This is a genomic window from Streptosporangium sp. NPDC004631 (assembly GCF_053601935.1).
This window is the reverse complement of record NZ_JBSGCR010000007.1, coordinates 153870-171223: the sequence shown is the minus strand read 5'-3', so window position 1 is coordinate 171223 and position 17354 is coordinate 153870. Positions and strand designations below refer to the sequence as shown.

Annotated in this window: 17 protein-coding genes; 8 read left to right on the top strand and 9 right to left on the bottom strand. The window is 69.6% G+C overall.

Annotation, left to right across the window (positions count from 1 at the left end; translation table 11 throughout):
* Positions 1-121: 121 nt before the first annotated feature.
* The 3 genes from ACWEF2_RS09920 to ACWEF2_RS09910 all read left to right on the top strand — a co-directional run bounded on the left by ACWEF2_RS09920 (position 122) and on the right by ACWEF2_RS09910 (position 2419).
* Complete coding sequence (locus ACWEF2_RS09920) at positions 122-832, top strand: acyltransferase (RefSeq protein ID WP_453813657.1); 711 nt, start codon at positions 122-124, stop codon at positions 830-832.
* Positions 833-1003: 171 nt separating this feature from the next.
* A complete protein-coding gene (locus ACWEF2_RS09915; RefSeq protein ID WP_453813655.1) occupies positions 1004-1618 on the top strand; it encodes a hypothetical protein in 615 nt (204 codons plus the stop codon).
* Positions 1619-1840: 222 nt separating this feature from the next.
* Positions 1841-2419, top strand: coding sequence for a Uma2 family endonuclease (locus tag ACWEF2_RS09910; protein ID WP_453813654.1), 579 nt, complete (start codon positions 1841-1843; stop codon positions 2417-2419).
* 113 nt (positions 2420-2532) lie between these two features.
* Here ACWEF2_RS09910 and uvrB read toward each other — a convergent pair whose 3' ends face one another.
* The gene (gene uvrB / locus ACWEF2_RS09905; RefSeq protein WP_453813652.1) at positions 2533-4644 is read right to left on the bottom strand and encodes an excinuclease ABC subunit UvrB; all 2112 of its coding nucleotides are present in this window, start codon (positions 4642-4644) and stop codon (positions 2533-2535) included.
* A 155-nt stretch (positions 4645-4799) separates the two neighbouring features.
* Between uvrB and ACWEF2_RS09900 the strand changes: the two genes are divergently transcribed.
* The 4 genes from ACWEF2_RS09900 to ACWEF2_RS09885 all read left to right on the top strand — a co-directional run bounded on the left by ACWEF2_RS09900 (position 4800) and on the right by ACWEF2_RS09885 (position 8947).
* Entirely contained in the window at positions 4800-6443 is a 1644-nt protein-coding gene (locus ACWEF2_RS09900) for an SPFH domain-containing protein (RefSeq protein WP_453813650.1), read from the top strand.
* 1 nt (position 6444) lies between these two features.
* A complete protein-coding gene (locus ACWEF2_RS09895) occupies positions 6445-7692 on the top strand; it encodes an SPFH domain-containing protein (RefSeq protein WP_453813648.1) in 1248 nt (415 codons plus the stop codon).
* Positions 7693-7722: 30 nt separating this feature from the next.
* Complete coding sequence (locus tag ACWEF2_RS09890; protein WP_453813646.1) at positions 7723-8496, top strand: sporulation protein; 774 nt, start codon at positions 7723-7725, stop codon at positions 8494-8496.
* 184 nt (positions 8497-8680) lie between these two features.
* Positions 8681-8947 (top strand): hypothetical protein, encoded by a 267-nt coding sequence (locus ACWEF2_RS09885; RefSeq protein ID WP_453813644.1) that lies wholly within the window; start codon positions 8681-8683, stop codon positions 8945-8947.
* Positions 8948-9039: 92 nt separating this feature from the next.
* On the opposite strand, the gene ACWEF2_RS09880 is transcribed toward ACWEF2_RS09885, so the two are convergent.
* The 3 genes from ACWEF2_RS09880 to ACWEF2_RS09870 all read right to left on the bottom strand — a co-directional run bounded on the left by ACWEF2_RS09880 (position 9040) and on the right by ACWEF2_RS09870 (position 11578).
* Positions 9040-9381 (bottom strand): ArsR/SmtB family transcription factor, encoded by a 342-nt coding sequence (locus ACWEF2_RS09880; RefSeq protein ID WP_453813642.1) that lies wholly within the window; start codon positions 9379-9381, stop codon positions 9040-9042.
* 155 nt (positions 9382-9536) lie between these two features.
* Complete coding sequence (locus ACWEF2_RS09875) at positions 9537-11246, bottom strand: SulP family inorganic anion transporter (RefSeq protein WP_453813640.1); 1710 nt, start codon at positions 11244-11246, stop codon at positions 9537-9539.
* Positions 11243-11578, bottom strand: coding sequence for an ArsR/SmtB family transcription factor (locus tag ACWEF2_RS09870; protein WP_453813812.1), 336 nt, complete (start codon positions 11576-11578; stop codon positions 11243-11245). Before ACWEF2_RS09870 ends, ACWEF2_RS09875 begins: the two co-directional genes overlap by 4 nt.
* A 145-nt stretch (positions 11579-11723) precedes the next feature.
* On the opposite strand from ACWEF2_RS09870, the gene ACWEF2_RS09865 reads away from it, so the two are divergent.
* Entirely contained in the window at positions 11724-11930 is a 207-nt protein-coding gene (locus ACWEF2_RS09865; protein WP_453813638.1) for a DUF3073 domain-containing protein, read from the top strand.
* A 209-nt stretch (positions 11931-12139) separates the two neighbouring features.
* On the opposite strand, the gene ACWEF2_RS09860 is transcribed toward ACWEF2_RS09865, so the two are convergent.
* From ACWEF2_RS09860 to ACWEF2_RS09840, 5 genes are all read right to left on the bottom strand, one after another.
* Positions 12140-13042 carry a PIG-L family deacetylase gene (locus ACWEF2_RS09860; RefSeq protein WP_453813636.1) on the bottom strand — a complete coding sequence of 301 codons (903 nt, stop codon included), beginning with the start codon at positions 13040-13042 and terminating at the stop codon, positions 12140-12142.
* A gap of 260 nt (positions 13043-13302) precedes the next feature.
* Entirely contained in the window at positions 13303-13902 is a 600-nt protein-coding gene (coaE, locus tag ACWEF2_RS09855; protein ID WP_453813810.1) for a dephospho-CoA kinase, read from the bottom strand.
* A 52-nt stretch (positions 13903-13954) separates the two neighbouring features.
* Entirely contained in the window at positions 13955-14410 is a 456-nt protein-coding gene (locus ACWEF2_RS09850) for a GNAT family N-acetyltransferase (protein ID WP_453813635.1), read from the bottom strand.
* Between the two features lie 104 nt (positions 14411-14514).
* Complete coding sequence (rpsA, locus tag ACWEF2_RS09845) at positions 14515-15999, bottom strand: 30S ribosomal protein S1 (RefSeq protein ID WP_355590349.1); 1485 nt, start codon at positions 15997-15999, stop codon at positions 14515-14517.
* A 220-nt stretch (positions 16000-16219) separates the two neighbouring features.
* Positions 16220-17326 (bottom strand): polysaccharide deacetylase family protein, encoded by a 1107-nt coding sequence (locus ACWEF2_RS09840; protein ID WP_453813633.1) that lies wholly within the window; start codon positions 17324-17326, stop codon positions 16220-16222.
* Between the last annotated feature and the right edge of the window lie 28 nt (positions 17327-17354).

Sequence of the window (17354 nt, the reverse complement as noted above, 5' to 3'; positions counted from 1 at the left end):
TCTCAGGATATCAAACGGTTGCCGCGAACCGCCCGCCCGTCCCCCGCCCCGCATTTCGCCACCATACGACCAGGGAGTAACTTAGGCCGCTATGTCACTTCGTGGTGTGGTACGGCGTGCTATGGGCAGCTTGATCCACCGTGCCTGGATCGCGGTCCGCGCGGCCGGGACGGTGAGTCCGGCCAGTCCGGCGGGATACCGGTTCCGCCGCCTTGGCGAGGGCGCCTGCCTGTCGTTCCCCGTCGGAGCCGTCTTCGGCGAGGCGTGGATCGAGATCGGCGCGCACACCCTGGTCAGCGAACGGGTCTCCATCTCCGCGGGCATGGGCCCCGGGGTGGACCTGGGGCCGGACTCGATCGTGCGGATCGGCGGGAGCTGCTCGATCGGCAGGGGCAGCCACATCGTCGGACACCAGTCGATCGACATCGGCGACCACGTGTTCACCGGCCCCTACGTCTACATCACCGACCAGAACCACGTCTACGACGACCCTGAGACACCGATCGGCCGTCAGTGGCCGCGGAACAACCCCGTGGTCATCGGCTCGGGCTCCTGGCTGGGCGCCGGCTCGATCATCCTGCCGGGAACCCGGATCGGCAGGCAGTGCGTGGTCGCGGGCGGAGCCGTGGTCCGCGGGGAGTTCCCGGACCACAGCGTGATCGCCGGTGTGCCCGCCCGGGTCGTCCGCCACTACGTGGCCGGAGAGGGCTGGCTCCCGCCCCACCTCGGCACCGTCCGCGCCGACCCCGTCGAGACCGGCGCCCCCCACCCGGGGGAGGCCGGGACCGGCGGCGCCCGGACCGAACCGGCCGGATCGGTCGGCACCGCCTGAACCCGCGGGGACACGCCCCCGGAGGGAGTGTGGCGGGGTCGATCGGCGGCCGGGAGTCGATGAGCGAGCGTGGGACGTCATCCCGCCCGGCCGTTTTCAGCGGCTTGGCACCCGCACCCGGATGAGGACGCGAGCTATGCTCGAAACACCCTGATTTCGCCCCGTTGGGAGGTGACTCCGATCAGCACTTTCCTCTCCATCCTGCTGGTGGTTCTGCTGCTCTTCCTGCTCGTGGGAGCCGCGGGTATCTACCTCCTGGTCAAGGTCGGCAAGAAGGCCACCAAGAAGGCCCGCAAGGTGACCAGCCGGGTCGTCTCCCACGTGGCGGCGATGGACCCCGGCGACGCCGGTGAGACGGAGCGGATGCGCCTGGATCTACGCCGGGAGGTCTCGTTGACCAGGCAGGCGGTGGACCACGCGCTGCGCGACGGGTGGGGCCTGGGCGATCTGCCCCAGCTGGTGGCCGAGATCGGCGGGCACGCGGACCGGCTGGACACCCAGCTCGGCCTCTACGCCCAGCACAGCCGCACCTCGGCCTACGTCGACCACGCCTCCCTGAACCGCCTGCGCGAGCACCACGCCAAGCTGACCACGTCCTGTGCCCGGATCCGCGCCGACCTGCTCAACGACCAGATGTCGCACTCGGCCGTCGGCATCGACGACATCCAGAGCCGCACCGACCTGGAGATCGAGGCACGTCGCCGCGCCCCCGACCCGCTGGAGGAGATCGACGAGCTCTACAACCGCACGGCGGTCAACCGCTCGCACCGGGACGGCCACGGCTGAGACGGCCGCCGCCGCACAGCCCCGGAGTCCCTCCGCTCCCCGCGCTTTCGGCCCCTGACCCCTGGAGCGGAGGATCTCCCCTCTGGGGAGGCCGTCCGACGGCGAACGCCGCAGGCGCGACCGGCCGGACAGAACTCCTTTCGGTCGCGGCGCGACTACGGAAAGTGGCAGAATGGTCCTGTCGCCTGAGGTCCTAGAACGTCACCCGAGGGAGGGCTCCCGATGACCACGGCATTCCCCGAGTGGTTCTACCCAGGGCCCGCCGGTGGATGGACCGCCGACATGCTCGATCATCTCCCCCCTGACGCGCCTCGGCACGTCGAACTGATCGACGGGTCACTCGTCATGATGTCTCCGCAGACCGCGTTTCACATGTTCGTGCTGAGGCGTTTCGAACAGGATCTCGTCCCTCCGGATGACCTGGTCGTTGTGCGGGAGATGACGGTGACCCTCGGAGTCCGGCAACGGCCCGAGCCCGACATCATGGTGGTGACCAGGTCCGCGTTGACGGACATGAGGACGACGTCCTTCAGAGCCGAGGATGTGCGTCTCGCGGTCGAGGTGGTGTCCCCCGAATCAATGGATCGGGACCGGACCACCAAGCCGATCAAATACTCTGACGCCGGGATCAGGCATTTCTGGCGCGTTGAGTTGGACGACGAGCAGACCGTCGTCTACACCTTCGAGCTGGAGCCCTCCGTCAGGGCCTACGTTCCCACCGGGATTCACCGAGGCCGGCTGCGGACGAACATCGGCTTCGACGTCGACGTCGACCTCGATGTGAGCACTTTCATCCGCTGACGCGGTGATCGCGAGGGTCCCGTGATCACATCCGTGGTCACGGGACCGCTCACTCGCCGATCGATTCGCCGGCGGTGTCCTCACGGCTCAGGGTGCCGGCCTGGGGTGCCGGCTCAGGAGACTCCCGCCTCGCGCATGTCGCGGACCTCTCGCTTGAGCTCCTTGATCTCGTCGCGGAGCCGGGCGGCGACCTCGAACTGAAGGTCGGCGGCCGCCTGGTGCATCTGGTCGGTGAGCGACTCGACCAGGGCCTCCAGCTGGGCCCTGGGCATCTCCCCCGCGATCGTCTTGGCGTGCCGGCCCGCCTGCTTGGCCGCGAAGCCGGGCACCGGGGCCTTGCCGCGCGACTGCTGGCGTCCGCCGCCCCCGAGGAGCTGGGCGGTGTCGGCGTCCTCCCGGTTGAGCGAGTCGAGGATGTCGGCGATCTTCTTGCGGAGCGGCTGCGGGTCGATGCCGTTGGCCTCGTTGTAGGCGGCCTGCTTGGCCCGGCGCCTGCTGGTCTCCTCGATCGCCCGCTCCATGGAGGGGGTGATCCGGTCGGCGTACATGTGCACCTGACCGGAGACGTTGCGGGCCGCGCGGCCGATGGTCTGGATCAGGGAGGTCTCCGAGCGGAGGAAGCCCTCCTTGTCGGCGTCGAGGATGGCGACCAGCGACACCTCGGGCAGGTCCAGGCCCTCGCGGAGCAGGTTGATGCCGACCAGCACGTCGAACTCGCCCATCCGCAGCTCGCGGAGGAGCTCGATGCGGCGCAGCGTGTCGACCTCGCTGTGCAGGTAGCGGACCCGGATGCCGAGCTCCAGGAGGTAGTCGGTGAGATCCTCGGACATCTTCTTGGTCAGCGTGGTGACCAGCACCCGCTCGTCCTTCTCGGTCCGGGTCCTGATCTCGTGGACCAGGTCGTCGATCTGGGACTTCGTGGGCTTGACGATCACCTCGGGGTCGACCAGGCCGGTCGGCCGGATGACCTGCTCGACCACGTCGCCTCCGCTGCGGCCCAGCTCGTAGCCTCCCGGGGTGGCCGACAGGTAGACGGTCTGGCCGATCCGCTCCAGGAACTCCTCCCACTTCAGCGGGCGGTTGTCCATCGCCGAGGGCAGCCGGAAGCCGTGCTCCACCAGGGTGCGCTTACGGGAGGCGTCACCCTCGTACATCGCGCCGATCTGCGGGACCGTCTGGTGCGACTCGTCCAGGACCAGGAGAAAGTCCTCGGGGAAGTAGTCGAGGAGGGTGTTGGGCGCGCTGCCGGGGACGCGGCCGTCCATGTGACGGGAGTAGTTCTCGATGCCGGAGCAGGTGCCGATCTGGCGCATCATCTCCAGGTCGTAGGTGGTGCGCATGCGCAGCCGCTGGGCCTCAAGGAGCTTGCCCTGCCGCTCCATCCTCTCCAGGGTCTCGGCGAGCTCGGCCTCGATGCCCAGAACGGCCTTCTCCATCCGCTCGGCGCCGGCGACGTAGTGGGAGGCGGGGAAGATGTAGAGCTCGTCGTCCTCCGTGATCACCTCGCCGGTCAGCGGATGCATGGTGGAGAGCTTCTCGATCTCGTCGCCGAACATCTCGATCCGCACGGCGAGCTCCTCGTACTTCGGGATGATCTCGATCGTGTCGCCGCGCACCCGGAAGGTGCCCCGGGTGAAGGCCAGGTCGTTACGGGTGTACTGCATGTCGACCAGGCGGCGCAGCAGCCTGTCGCGCTCGAACTCCTGGCCCACCTTGAGCCGGGCCATGCGGTCGACATACTCCTGGGGGGTGCCCAGACCGTAGATGCACGACACCGAGGCCACCACGATCGTGTCGCGGCGGGTCAGCAGCGAGTTGGTCGCCGAGTGGCGCAGCCGCTCGACCTCGTCGTTGATCGAGGAGTCCTTCTCGATGTAGGTGTCGCTCTGCGGGACGTACGCCTCGGGCTGGTAGTAGTCGTAGTAGGAGACGAAGTATTCGACCGCGTTGTTGGGCAGCATCTCCCGGAGTTCGTTGGCGAACTGGGCGGCGAGCGTCTTGTTGGGCTGGATGACCAGGGTCGGCCGCTGCAGCCGCTCGATCAGCCAGGCGACCGTGGCCGTCTTGCCCGTGCCCGTGGCGCCCAGCAGGACGTTGTCCCTGTCGCCCGCCCGCACGCGCCGCTCAAGCTCGGCGATCGCGGTGGGCTGGTCGCCCGAGGGGGTCATGTCGGTGACGACCTCGAAGGGGGCCACCTTACGCTGCAAATCTGTTACCGGCCTCACCTGAACCACTGTAGGCGGCGCCACCGACATTCCTCACCCTTCAACCACGCGTCAAGCCGGTCGCAAGCCGCCTGCCCTTTACTGTCCACCGCCTGCGCACCATCACCAAGCGTGATATATCGGGCTTCCACTAGATGAATAACCTTGGAGGTGTGATGTCGCGGCCAAGAGAGGCCATACAGTCGGCGATGGCGGCCGCCCAGGCGTACGGCCAGGGGGGCGACCTGCGCCAGATCGCCGGACAGGTCGCCGGGCAGATGGCCGGACAGGCGGGCGGGCAGATGGCCGGGGAGAAGGGGTTCGCGCTCAACCCCGCGGACTTCCTTGCCGCACGCGACCAGGGCGCCTCGGCGAGCACGCTCATCGAGGCTCGCAGCGCGTCACTGAACGAGGCCGGCGAGATCGTCAACCGCAGCTTCGGCGGCGAGGGCCCGAACGGCGAGACGGTCCACGTGATCTCGCCCGTGGTGATCCCCAGAAGCGGAACCGCCCGGGTCGTCGTCCCGCTGGTCGTCCTGGCGGGGCTCGGCCTGGTCGGCCTGGTCGCCACCGGGCTGCCCGACGGCGCGCGGGTGCTGTTCGGGCCACACTACTGGGCCGTGCTGGTGCTGGCCGCGGCGTTCCTGTGGTGGCGGCGGAGCGTGGTCATGGTGCCCGAGGGCTGCAAGGCGCTGATCACCAAGTTCGGCAAGCTCGTGCAGATCGCCGAGCCCGGCCGGGTGACGCTGTTCAACCCGTGGAAGCGGGTCGGCTACATCGTCAACACCACCCGCGAGTACCCCTTCAACGCGCCCATCCGCGAGGCCCCGACCCAGCAGGGCGTCAAGGCCAGCGTGGATCTGTTCCTGCAGTTCAGGATCGAGGACCCGGCCGAGTTCATCTTCGTCCTGGGCTCGGTCGGTGGCTTCCAGGCCAAGCTGCAGAACGCCATCAGCGAGGTCACCCGCTCCCTGATCTACGCCCAGCGCGCCGAGGAGATCTACGACCTGGTCGGGGAGAGCACCCTGGGCATGCTGGACAGCCTGAACCAGCAGTTCCTGCCCGCCGTACGGCTCACCGACGTGAACATCACCCACGCCGAGCCGTCCAGCCAGGAGTACCGGATGGACCTGGCGGCCCCGGAGATGATCAGGGTGGCCAAGGAGGCGTACACCTACGGCTACGAACTCCAGTTGCGCAAGGAGCAGAACGAGGGTGACCTGATCAAGGAGCTCGCCGGACTGCAGGAGCAGCTGTCGGCCATCCAGGCCGAGATCGCGGGCTACCAGGCGCGGATGGACACCGCGCTGGAGCGCGCGTCCCACCAGGCCAAGGCGCAGGCGGGCCAGCGGCTGGTGGAGGCGGAGTCCACCGCCAAGGCCAACGCGGCGCTGCTGGAGGCGCAGGCGCTGGACATCCGCGCGCTGAGCGCCGCCGAGGCGCCGGAGATCCTGGGCTACCGGTTCCAGCAGGACCTGCTCGACCGGCTGGAGGCCGTGGCCTCCCACCTGCCCCGGGTGGTACAGATCGGCGAGACCGTCGACATCGACCTGCTCGCGCTGGCCGGGCAGCTGGTCGGCGGCCACGAGACGCAGTTGTTCTCCGAGACGGACATGGCGGCGATCAGAGGACGGATCACCGAGATCGGCCACCGGGTCCGGGACCGGGAGGCCGAGATCGCCACGCTGCTCAACCCGGTCGCCGAACCCGCCGAGACCGTGGGAGCCGCCCGGAGCGCCGTACCGCCCCCCGCGACCGTCACAGCACCCATCACCATGCCCACCGGGTCCGCTGTGCCCGCCGCGCAGGAAGACGCCTGAGATGAGCCGAGAGTTCTCCAAGATCAAGGAATCCCTGGCCTCCTGGTCGGAGATCCGCCAGCTGCTCCGCGGCGGCGAGTCCGGCCGGTTGGTCCCGGTCGTCATTCCCAAGGACCGCCGGGGCTTCGCCTGGGTGGCGCTGCTGCTGTTCGCGCTCTACCTCGCCGGTACGGCACTGCTGGGCCGCGGGGCGTTCTCCGTCCTGGCCTCGGCCGGCGCGGTGCTGTCCCTGCTCGTGGCGCTGGTGTGGCTCTGGCGCCGGGCCATCGTCGAGATCGAGGAGGGCACCACCGGCGTGCGCAGCCGGTGGGGCGCCATCGTCGGCTCCCTGCCCCCCGGCCGCCACTACCTGTGGCTGCCCTGGGACCGGGTGGACGCGGTGGTGGACACCTCCACCGAGATCCCCTACTCCGCCCCGATCTCGGCCTGCCCGACCGCGGAGAACGTGCCGCTGAAGTCGATCGAGTTCTTCCTGAAGTTCCGCATCGTCGACCCGGTGGCCTTCGTCAGGACGATCGGCGCGGGCAACTTCGACCTCGTGCTCAGCAGCGCCGTACAGGACGCCATCCGCCAGCGCAGCCGCCAGGTCAACACCGAGCGAGCCTACGACCTGCGCGGTTCCGACGTGGGTGACATGCAGGAGCTGCTGACCCGTCAGCTCGGCCGGTACGGCGTGCGCATCACCGGCGCCAACATCCCCGACGTGCAGCTGCCCGACCAGTACCAGCAGCACCTGGCCACCCGGGAGAAGGTCGCCAAGGAGCTGTCGGCCTTCGAGCGGGAGTGGGAGCTGACCCGCAAGCGGCGGATCGACACCCTGCTGATGGAGATCGAGCGCGCCAAGAAGACGAGGGACGCCCGGATCGTCGAGGTCAGGGCCGCCGCCAACACCGCGCGCAAGGACGTCGCCCGCATGCTGGAGGAGCACGAGACCGAGGCGCAGCGGGTGCGCTGGGAGATCGAGGCCAGGGGCCGGGCCGAGCTCACCTCAGCGGAGAACGAGGCCAAGGGGCTGCGCCGGCTGGCCGACTCCTACCGCGACAACCGCGCCGTACTCCAGTATGAGCTGGCGCGCCGGCGTCTGGAGGTGGGCGCCAAGCTCGCCGAGCACGCGCCCCGCCCCGTCGTCATCAGGACCGGTGGCTCCTCGGGCGAGTTCTCTGTACTGTCCACCATGCTCCTGGCCCACCTTCTGCCGCAGATCAGCGGAGGGAACGATCAGGTCAAGCCGTCCGTCGAACCCAACTGAAACCTTCTCATCGATTCTGGGAGTCCCCCAATGGTGTTCCGTAAACTGATGGCCGCCTTCGGCGCCGGTGTCGAGGTCGACACGGTCCTGCAAAACTCCAACGTCCGCCCCGGTGAGCTCCTGCGGGGGCAGGTCAACTTCCGCGGCGGCGGTTCCGACTACAAGGTCGAGGGCATCTTCATCGACTTCACCGCGGTCGTCGAGGTCGAGAGCGGTGACAGCGAGTACAAGTCGACCCACAGCTTCCTCCGCCAGCAGATCACCGGACCGTTCCACCTCGCGGCGGGCGCCCCGCAGTCGGCCCCCTTCGAGATTCCCGTGCCGTGGGAGACGCCGATCAGCGCCATCGGCGGCCACCCGCTGCGCGGCATGCAACTGGGTGTCTCCACCGAGCTCTCGCTGGCCGGCGCGCTGGACAAGGGCGACCTCGACCCGCTGTTCGTCAACCCGCTGCCCGCCCAGGACCACGTGCTCGGCGCGCTGGACCAGATGGGCTTCCGCTTCAAGAAGGCGGACCTGGAGCGGGGCACCCTGCGCGGTTCGCGGATGCCGTTCTACCAGGAGATCGAGTACTACGCCGGGCACGAGTACGCCCGGCACTTCAACGAGCTTGAACTGACCTTCATCTCCGGCCCTCAGGCGATGGACGTCATCTTGGAGGCCGACAAGCGGGGCGGCTTCCTGAGCTCCAGCCACGACACCTACAACCGGTTCACGGTCCACTACAACGACCACCCCGGCCAGGTCGAGCAGTCGCTGCGCGCCGGTCTCCACGCGATGGCCCGGCACCGCGGCTGGTTCTGACCCTTCCGGCCGCACGACCACGCCCCGGCCGCCGCCCCTTCCCGTCGGCCGGGACCGCAGGATAACGATCTCGTCACCACCGCACGCCGTACCGCCCGCGGCTACGAAGACGCCGGCGAGACGTCTGCCGCGTTGGCCCGGGACGGACGAGTGGAGGGTTGTCGTGATGCCGTCGGAGGAGTGTGTGAGCCCGCACGTGGTCGCGGCCTGCCGCGACCACGTGCGGCTGGACTGGCGGGTGCCGTACCGGACGCCCGAGCGGGTACGGTCGCTGGCGTGGACCTGTGACTGCCGGAGCCCGGTCTACGAGCTGTGCGAGGGCGGCGGGCAGGCGTTCGTCCGGCGGACCGTCCGGGTGAGGGAGAAGGCCGAGACGCACGAGACGCCCCGGTGGTCGCTCACCCAGGCCCGGGTGGTCTGGGCGGCGCTGCTGTCGGGCAGGGCCCGGTAGTGAGCGGGGGCTCCGGTCCGCTCCGGGCCGGCGGTCGCCGCCGGGGGCGGTGGCGAGGCCGGTGGGGCCGCGCCACGTGGCCGGTGACCGCGTCACGCCTGTGCGATCTCGGCGGTCTCGGCTCGCAGGTCCTCCAGGATCTCCGCCTGACCGGACAGGACCTCGGTGAGGATGTGCCGCGCCACCCTGAGCAGCTCGGCCACCGGCGAGCTGGTCAGCGAGTAACGGACCGTCGCCCCCTCCTTGCGCCCGGCGACCAGACCGGGGCGGCGTAGCACCGCCAGCTGCCGGGACAGGTGGGCCGGCTCGATCCCGACCTCGGGAAGCAGTTCCGAGACGGTGTGGTCGCGCTCGCTGAGCAGTTCCAGCACCCGGATGCGCGCGGGATGGCCAAGCGTCTTGAAGAACTCCGCCTTCAGCTGATACAGCGGCATGCTCGCCCGATTTCCTCTCTCGTCCCCGAGTCCGCCCCGCTCCTGCGTTCCGCTCCGGCCATCTCATCACACCGGGTACCGACGGCACGATCGTTGATCCACTACATACTCATAAATCCTTTTTAGTTGCCATTTTCGGCAGAGGGAAGGCGCGCTTACCGCCGGGCCACCGCGTCGCCGGACCGGCGAGGAGCACGGGGCGCGGCTCCAGTGAGCAGAGCGCGGGCGTGGGCGATCGCGGCGGGGGTATCGGGGAAGATCAGGCCGTCGCGGCGGAGGTGGTCGGCAACGCCGAGTGCGGTCAGCACGCGGTCGTGACCCGGCCGGATGCCCGACAGCAGCACGACGATGCCCCGACGCTCCAGGCGGGTGATCGCGTCGCCCAGAACCTGGGCGCCGGTGGCGTCGATGGTGGACACCCGGGACATGCGCAGGACGACGACCCGCACCTCGGCGACCTTGGCCAGCTCCAGCAGGAACCGGTGGGCGGCGGCGAAGAACATCGGCCCGTCGAAACGGTAGGCGACGATGTGCTCGGCCAGCAGTCGCTGCTCCTCCTCGTCGTGGTCGCCCGCCTCTAGCGGCACCTGTTCGACGCGGACGGTCCTGGCGACCGCGCGAAGCGCCAGCACGACGGCCAGGCCGATGCCGACGGCGACCGCGGTGACCAGGTCGAGCGCGACGGTGACGGTGAAGGTGAGCACCATGACGAGGGCGTCACCGCGGGTCGAGCGGGCGATGGCGCGCAGCGAGCCGACCTCGACCATGCGCACCGTCGTGGCCAGCAGCACTCCGGCGAGCGCGGCCAGCGGGATGCGGCCCACGAGCCCGGAGGCGGTGAAGACGATCGCGGCGAGCACGACCGCGTGAAAGAGGGCGGCCAGGCGGGAGCGGGCGCCCGAGCGGACGTTGACCGCGGTACGGGCGATCGCCGCCGTGGCGGGAACCCCGCCGAACAGCGGGGCGACCAGGTTGGCGACGCCCTGGCCGAACAGCTCCCGGTCCGGATCGTGCTTCTCACCGACGCTCATCCCGTCGGCGACCGAGGCGCAGAGCAGGCTCTCCAGCGCGGCCAGCGCCGCCACCGCGAGAGCGGAGGGCAGCAGCGCCGCCAGTGCTCCGGAGTCGAGAAAGCCCAGCGAGGGGGCGGGCAGGGTCGCGGGCAGCGCGCCGATGCGGGCCAGGCCGAGACCCGCGAACTCGGCGACCACGGTCGCCAGCACCACGCCGATCAGTGAGAAGGGCACGCCGGGGCGGCGGCGGGCTCCGGCGAGCATGAGCGCGGCCACCGCGAGCGCCATGACTGCGGGCACGGGGTCGGGGTCGGCGGCATAGCGTGCGACGGCGTCGGCGGCCATCTGCCAGACTCGCTCACCGGTGCCGGTCACCCCGAGGGCGGCGGGCAGCTGCTGCAGGGCGATCACCACCGCGATGCCCGCGGTGAAGCCCTCGATGACCGGGGTGGGCATGTACTGGGCGTAGCGGCCGACTCCGGCGAGCGCGAGCGCGATGAGCACCAGCCCGGCCAGCAACCCGACCATGAGCACCCCGTCCGCGCCGAACCGGTGCACGATCGGCAGGAGTACCACCGTCATCGCCCCGGTGGGGCCGGACACCTGGAGGTTGCTGCCGCCGAAGACGGCCGCGAGCACCCCGGCCACGATCGCGGTGGCCAGTCCGGCCTGAGCGCCGAGACCCGAGCTCACGCCGAAGGCCAGTGCCAGCGGCAGCGCCACCACGGCCACGGTCAGCCCGGCCAGCAGGTCACGCCGGGGACCGCGGCGGGCGGGCGCCCAGTCGGAACGCCGGGGAAGCAGGTCGAGAAGGCGGGCGCGCACCCGCGCACCCGAGGAGACCAGGTTCATCGCCGCGCCTCGGCGCGCAGCTCGGCCAGCAGTTCGCCCTGCCCGGCCAGCATGTCGGTCAGGATCCGCCGCGCCGCGAACAGCAGCTCGGCCACATCCGGCGTCGCCAGGGCGTAGACGACTGTGCCGCCCTCACGGGTGGCCGACACGATGCCGGCCCGGCGGAGCACCGCGAGTTGCTGGGAGAGGCTGGACGCCTCGACGTCGATCTCCCCCAGAAGGTCCCGTACCGGGAGCGGACCGCCCTGCAGCAGCTCCAGCACCCGGATACGCACCGGGTGTCCCAATGTGCGGAAGAAGTCGGCCTTGGCCTGGTAGAGAGGGACCGGCATGATCATGCCGCACTCTCGGCCGCGAGCTCGTACACGCCGCCGCTCCCCGCCACATCAGTCAAATCGCCATTGTTCCGGCAGATAATCATAAGTCACAATATGTCCAATTGCATAATTTTTCAAGTCGTAAGGACCTTAGATTAAGATGGGTCCGAAAGGTGCCGCAAGCACGGGTGAAGGGGCGGAGCAGATGGGGCGAGGCCGGGCCAAGGCGAAGCAGACGAAGGTGGCTCGCGATCTGAAGTACAGCACTCACAACCTCGATCTCGAACGGCTGCAGCGAGAGCTCGGCGGTGACTCGGCTCCGGCCGGCGAGGACGACGTGACGGCCGAGGTGTCGGCGGACACGTAGGTCCGGGGGATTCGAGGGACGCCCGGGAAGATCTTCCGAGCCGGTGTCTCATCCCGGGGTGCGGCCGGAAAGAGCGGCCACGCCCCTCAGTGAGCCGGTCGTGCTCCCTTTCCGGGCCACAGAGGTTTTCGGTCCACAGACGTAGGAGGCGGGTGTGCTCCCCTTGCCGGTAGAGGCCGGGCGGCGTCCGTGCCGCGGCCGGGTCCCCGTCAGCGCGAGGACCCCGGATCGCGGGCGGGGACGCCGCCCGGCCAGCGCCGATACATCCGCTCCAGCCAGGTGTCGTAGCGGTGGCCGGGACCGGCCCGGTAGTCGTGCTGCCGGTAGATCGCGAAAGCCTTCCGTTTGATCTCGCGTTCGGCCGGTTCCAGATTGGCGGGCAACGGCCCGATCGTGTACCCCCGGTAGGGGATCACCTCGACGCCCGGGGGCGCGGCCTCCATCGCGAACCGGGCGGCGGCCACATGGTCGGGGTGGTCCGGGCCCACCGGCGGCGGGGACGGATCGAGGACGCGCAGTACGGTGGGACGGAAGGTCCGCATCAACGCGCGCAGCATGTCCAGCACGTCGCCGTGGGACAGGCAGGCGCCCCGGTACAGGAAGGCGTGCACGCAGGTGCGGCCCGCGGGGTCGGCCCAGAGCCGGGTCAGCGCGCCACGGCCGCCGTCCGCCCGGGGGTCACCTCCGTCGGGCAGCCCGACGAAGACCAACTGGACGCGGGGCAGATCGGTCAGCGTGTCCACCTCGACCGGGAGCCGGCCCAGGGTCGTCATCCTGCGCCGCCACAGGTCACGGGCCCCGGTGACCCAGGCGTAGGCCGCCCGGATACCCCGCTGCCGGTCTCCGGCGTACCCTATCGGGGCGCGGTCGTCGCGCATCCCCGCCACCGACTCCCCTGCCGTCAGATAGACCGTGACGCTGCGCGCACCACGCGCCAGCAGCCTCAGCAGGTCGGGGCTCATGAACAGCAGGTCGTCATCGGGATGGGCGACCACCTGCAGGTAAACCCCCTGTGGCGTCCTGCCGGCGAACAGGGTCGCGGGACCGGGGATCCGGGCCACCGGTAACACCATCGGCAGTGCGATGGCGGCGATCGCCGCAATCACGCACATACTTCGCACGCCTCGCACGCCGACCCCCGTCGCCACTGCCCGTCGCCACTGATAGTTGCTTCGACAGTAGATGGCAGGATTACTCGGTTAAATGACCTATTTGGATGATCTTTAGTTATGAGGGGTCATTCAAAAGAGGGAGCCCGGTCTGCGACCGGAGCCTGGCCCCACCGTGACCTCGGGGTGACCGGCGGCCGGACGGGCCGGGCGGTCGAGGACCGGCGCGCGCTCCGGGGACGGCCCCTCGCGCCCCGCCCGGCTCAGACCGCGGCGCGGGCGGACAGCCCGGCCCAGATCTCGGCCACCCGGGCCTCCAACTCCTCCAGGGACCCCTCGTTCGGCACCACGACGTCGGCGGCCTTCAACCGCTCCTCGCGGCTCGCCTGGGCGGCGAGCCTGGCCCTGGCGTCCGGCTCGGCCATGCCCCGCAGCCGGACCAGCCGGTCGAGGCGCAACTCGTCCGCGGCGTCCACGACGATCACCACGTCGTACATGGGGGCGAGGTTGTTCTCCACCAGCAGCGGCACGTCGTAGACCACGATCGCGTCCCCGGGCGCCCGGCTCTGCAGCTCGGCGACCCGTGCCCCGACCAGCGGGTGCACGATGCCGTTGAGCGAGGCCAGCTTCTCGGAGTCGGCGAAGACGATCGAGCCGAGCCCCTCCCGGTTGAGCGACCCGTCCTCGCGCAGCACCCCGGCACCGAAGAGCGCGACGATCCGCGCCAGCCCCTCGGTACCCGGCTCGACCACCTCCCGGGCGATCCTGTCGGCGTCGATCACCACGGCGCCCCTGGCGGCCAGCCGTCGCGACACCTCGCTCTTGCCGGACCCGATCCCTCCGGTAAGCCCCACCTTCAGCATGATCCGCAGCATACGCGCTCCGGCCGGGGCCCCCGGGGGCGGCCCGGCGGCCCTACGTTTCCCTGCGCAGGTGGACCAGGGTCAGATGGTCGCTCATCCGCTCCCTGCGGGTCTCCCGATAGCCGTGACGGCGGTAGAGCCGCAGGTTGCCCTCGGACAGATGCCCGGTGGACAGGTCGAACACCAGGGCCGCGGCGGCCTCGTCGTGGAGGGCCGCCAGCAGGGCCCCGCCGATCCCCCGGCCCTGCGCGTCCGGGGCGACCACCAGGCGGCCGACCAGGCAGGCGGTGCCGGACATCCGCCCCCGGACCGCGCCGACGATGCGCCGCTCCCGGCGGGCGACGAGCACGATGCCCGTCTCCACGGCTTTGCGGACCTGCTCGGCCGACTCCACCAGCGGCGGGATGAACGGGTCTCCGTAGAGCTGGGCCTCTCCCACGTAGGCGGCCCGCTGCACGGTCAGGATCTCGCCTGCGTCGTCGGGCTCCGCCCACTCGATCACGGTCACGGCGCAACCCTAGCCGCACGGGAAAGGGCCCCGCCGGAGCGGGGCCCTTTCTTGTGATCCTCGGATTTCTTGTGATCCTCAGATCGCCGCGTTCACCGAAGGCGTCAGCTCTGACCGCCCGCGAGCTTCTCGCGCAGCGCGGCGAGAGCCTCGTCGGAGGCGAGGGCGCCGCCGGTCGGAGCGGAGGGGCCGCTGGAGGCGGAGGCAGGGGTCTCACCGGAGTAGGAGGTGGGAGCCGCCTCTCCGGCCTCGGCCTCGGCCTTGCGGGCCTCCTCGACCTGCTTCTTGTGCGCCTCGAAGCGGGTCTGAGCCTCGGCGTACTGCCGCTCCCACTCCTCGCGCTGGCGGTCGAAGCCCTCAAGCCACTCGCCGGTCTCGGAGTCGAAGCCCTCGGGGTAGATGTAGTTGCCCGAGTCGTCGTAGGTCGCCGCCATGCCGTACAGCGTGGGGTCGAACTCGACGTCGGCGCCGATCGCACCCTCGTTCGCCTGCTTGAGCGAGAGCGAGATCCGGCGACGGTCGAGGTCGATGTCGATGATCTTCACGAAGATCTCGTCGCCGACCTGGACGACCTGCTCGGGGATCTCGACGTGGCGCTCGGCCAGCTCGGAGATGTGGACCAGGCCCTCGATGCCCTCCTCGACGCGGACGAACGCACCGAACGGCACCAGCTTGGTGACGCGACCCGGGACGACCTGACCGATCTGGTGGGTGCGGGCGAACTGCTGCCAGGGGTCCTCCTGCGTCGCCTTGAGCGACAGCGAGACCCGCTCGCGCTCCATGTCGACGTCGAGAACCTCGACGGTGACCTCCTGGCCGACCTCGACGACCTCGGAGGGGTGGTCGATGTGCTTCCACGACAGCTCGGAGACGTGAACCAGACCGTCGACGCCGCCGAGGTCCACGAACGCGCCGAAGTTGACGATCGAGGAGACGACGCCCTTGCGGACCTGACCCTTCTGCAGGGTGTTGAGGAACGTCTGGCGAACCTCGGACTGGGTCTGCTCAAGCCAGGCGCGGCGGGAGAGAACCACGTTGTTGCGGTTCTTGTCCAGCTCGATGATCTTCGCTTCGAGCTCGCGGCCGACGTACGGCTGCAGGTCGCGAACACGGCGCATCTCGACCAGGGACGCGGGAAGGAAGCCGCGGAGGCCGATGTCGAGGATCAGGCCGCCCTTGACCACCTCGATGACGGTACCGGTGACGATGCCGTCCTCGTCCTTGATCTTCTCGATCGTGCCCCAGGCCCGCTCGTACTGAGCGCGCTTCTTGGACAGGATGAGACGCCCTTCCTTGTCCTCCTTCTGGAGGACCAGGGCTTCGACGTGCTCGCCAACCTCGACGACGTCCGCGGGATCGACATCGTGCTTGATCGAGAGCTCACGCGAGGGGATGACACCCTCGGTCTTGTAGCCGATGTCGAGCAAAACTTCGTCTCGATCGACCTTGACGACGGTGCCCTCGACGATGTCGCCGTCGTTGAAGTACTTGATGGTCAGGTCGATCGCTGCGAGGAACTCTTCCTCGGAGCCGATGTCGTTGACCGCTACCTGCGGGGTGCTCGAGGTGGCCTCAGTGCTGCTCGTCATGTGTGGAATTGCTCCGAACGCGGACAGATGTCGATGTGGCGAACACGCAGCAGGCCTCTTATCGTTCAGCCGAATCAATCACATCGGCTTGATCGAGCGCGAGCCCACTCCGTCCGAGACACACGCGAGCCCACAGCGCAGCGATCAGCATATGAGAACAGACGAGCCTGGTCAATCCGGCAGCACGACACGCCGGCGGTCAGACGGTGAGCAGGCACCGTCAATAGGCATTGATCCGCTGCTTCCACTCGTGCCCGATATTACCGCGAAGTCCCTTGGGAACGGAGATGCGGTCGGGATCCCCGTCGGATGTGTAGCGCCGGCCGGGGTGCTTGTTCAGCCACTCCAGCCAGTACTGGGAACACCATCTGCGGCACTCCCCTTTTTTACCGTTGCTCTGGACCCGCTGGATGGCCCGCCAGTCGAAGTCCTCGGCGAAGGGCGACGACGACGGCTGCGCACCGGCCAGGAAGACGCCCTTGAACGCGAATTTGGTCCCGTCCCACTTGCCGGACTGCACGGTGGACCTCTTGGCCGGCATCGCGCCGAACGGCAGCGCCACCGTGTCGGAGGGGCCGGTGCCGAGCTTCTTGAGCAGCCGCTCGATCCTGACGAGCTGCTCGGCGATCCTCTTCTTCGACAGTCCCGGCAGATAGGAGTGGCTCCAGGTGTGGTTGGCCACCTCGAAGCCGCGCGAGGCCAGCCACCGTACGGCGCGCGACTGGTCCCGCTCGCCACGCAGGCCGAAGGGTTGTGAGTTGACCCAGAAGGTGGCGACGGGACGGAAGCCCGGATATCTCTTCGCCACCTGGTAGATGATCCCGACCGCGGTGTCCTTGACGGGCAGGCCGTCGTCGCCCAGCGCGAAGTGGCTGGGATGCCCGTCGTCGAAGGTCAGCACCACCGGGTGCCTGCCCGCGGGGATGTGGATCCGCCCGGTGACGAACTCCTGCGCGGTGATCGGCACATAACCGTCCCTGGCCAGCCTCTCCAGCTCCTGGCGCACCTGGGAGGGGGTGCGGTCGATGGAGGCCAGTCGCTTCTTCATGATCCGGTGGTACATCAGCACCGGGACCAGCCCCGCCTCGTTGGCCCCGACCTGCCGCGCGAACTCCGGGGAGGCCACGACCGGCGGCGGCGGCTCGGCCGAGGGCAGGTCCACCGCGGGCGACGGCGGGGAGGAGGGCGGGGCGGTGCCCGTCACGGTGGGCACCGCCCTACTCGTGGGGGGCGGGGACGGCGGGGCCGCCGAAGGCGGGGCGGCCCCGCCGGGAATCACGAGTAACACCACCACCGCGGCGATCACCACCATCACGTTGGCGAGCATGACAACCGGCGTGAGTGGCGCTGAACTC

What these genes read in the sequence shown, in the direction of transcription:
- ACWEF2_RS09895 (WP_453813648.1), top strand. Translation starts at nt 6,445, where the DNA reads ATGAGCCGAGAGTTCTCCAAGATCAAGGAATCCCTGGCCTCCTGGTCG.
- ACWEF2_RS09870 (WP_453813812.1), bottom strand. Translation starts at nt 11,578, where the DNA reads ATGCCGGTCCCTCTCTACCAGGCCAAGGCCGACTTCTTCCGCACATTG.
- rpsA (WP_355590349.1), bottom strand. Translation starts at nt 15,999, where the DNA reads ATGACGAGCAGCACTGAGGCCACCTCGAGCACCCCGCAGGTAGCGGTC.
- ACWEF2_RS09875 (WP_453813640.1), bottom strand. Translation starts at nt 11,246, where the DNA reads ATGAACCTGGTCTCCTCGGGTGCGCGGGTGCGCGCCCGCCTTCTCGAC.
- ACWEF2_RS09860 (WP_453813636.1), bottom strand. Translation starts at nt 13,042, where the DNA reads ATGTGCGTGATTGCGGCGATCGCCGCCATCGCACTGCCGATGGTGTTA.
- ACWEF2_RS09880 (WP_453813642.1), bottom strand. Translation starts at nt 9,381, where the DNA reads ATGCCGCTGTATCAGCTGAAGGCGGAGTTCTTCAAGACGCTTGGCCAT.
- ACWEF2_RS09840 (WP_453813633.1), bottom strand. Translation starts at nt 17,326, where the DNA reads ATGCTCGCCAACGTGATGGTGGTGATCGCCGCGGTGGTGGTGTTACTC.
- ACWEF2_RS09920 (WP_453813657.1), top strand. Translation starts at nt 122, where the DNA reads ATGGGCAGCTTGATCCACCGTGCCTGGATCGCGGTCCGCGCGGCCGGG.
- ACWEF2_RS09890 (WP_453813646.1), top strand. Translation starts at nt 7,723, where the DNA reads ATGGTGTTCCGTAAACTGATGGCCGCCTTCGGCGCCGGTGTCGAGGTC.
- ACWEF2_RS09865 (WP_453813638.1), top strand. Translation starts at nt 11,724, where the DNA reads ATGGGTCCGAAAGGTGCCGCAAGCACGGGTGAAGGGGCGGAGCAGATG.
- ACWEF2_RS09910 (WP_453813654.1), top strand. Translation starts at nt 1,841, where the DNA reads ATGACCACGGCATTCCCCGAGTGGTTCTACCCAGGGCCCGCCGGTGGA.
- ACWEF2_RS09900 (WP_453813650.1), top strand. Translation starts at nt 4,800, where the DNA reads ATGTCGCGGCCAAGAGAGGCCATACAGTCGGCGATGGCGGCCGCCCAG.
- coaE (WP_453813810.1), bottom strand. Translation starts at nt 13,902, where the DNA reads ATGCTGAAGGTGGGGCTTACCGGAGGGATCGGGTCCGGCAAGAGCGAG.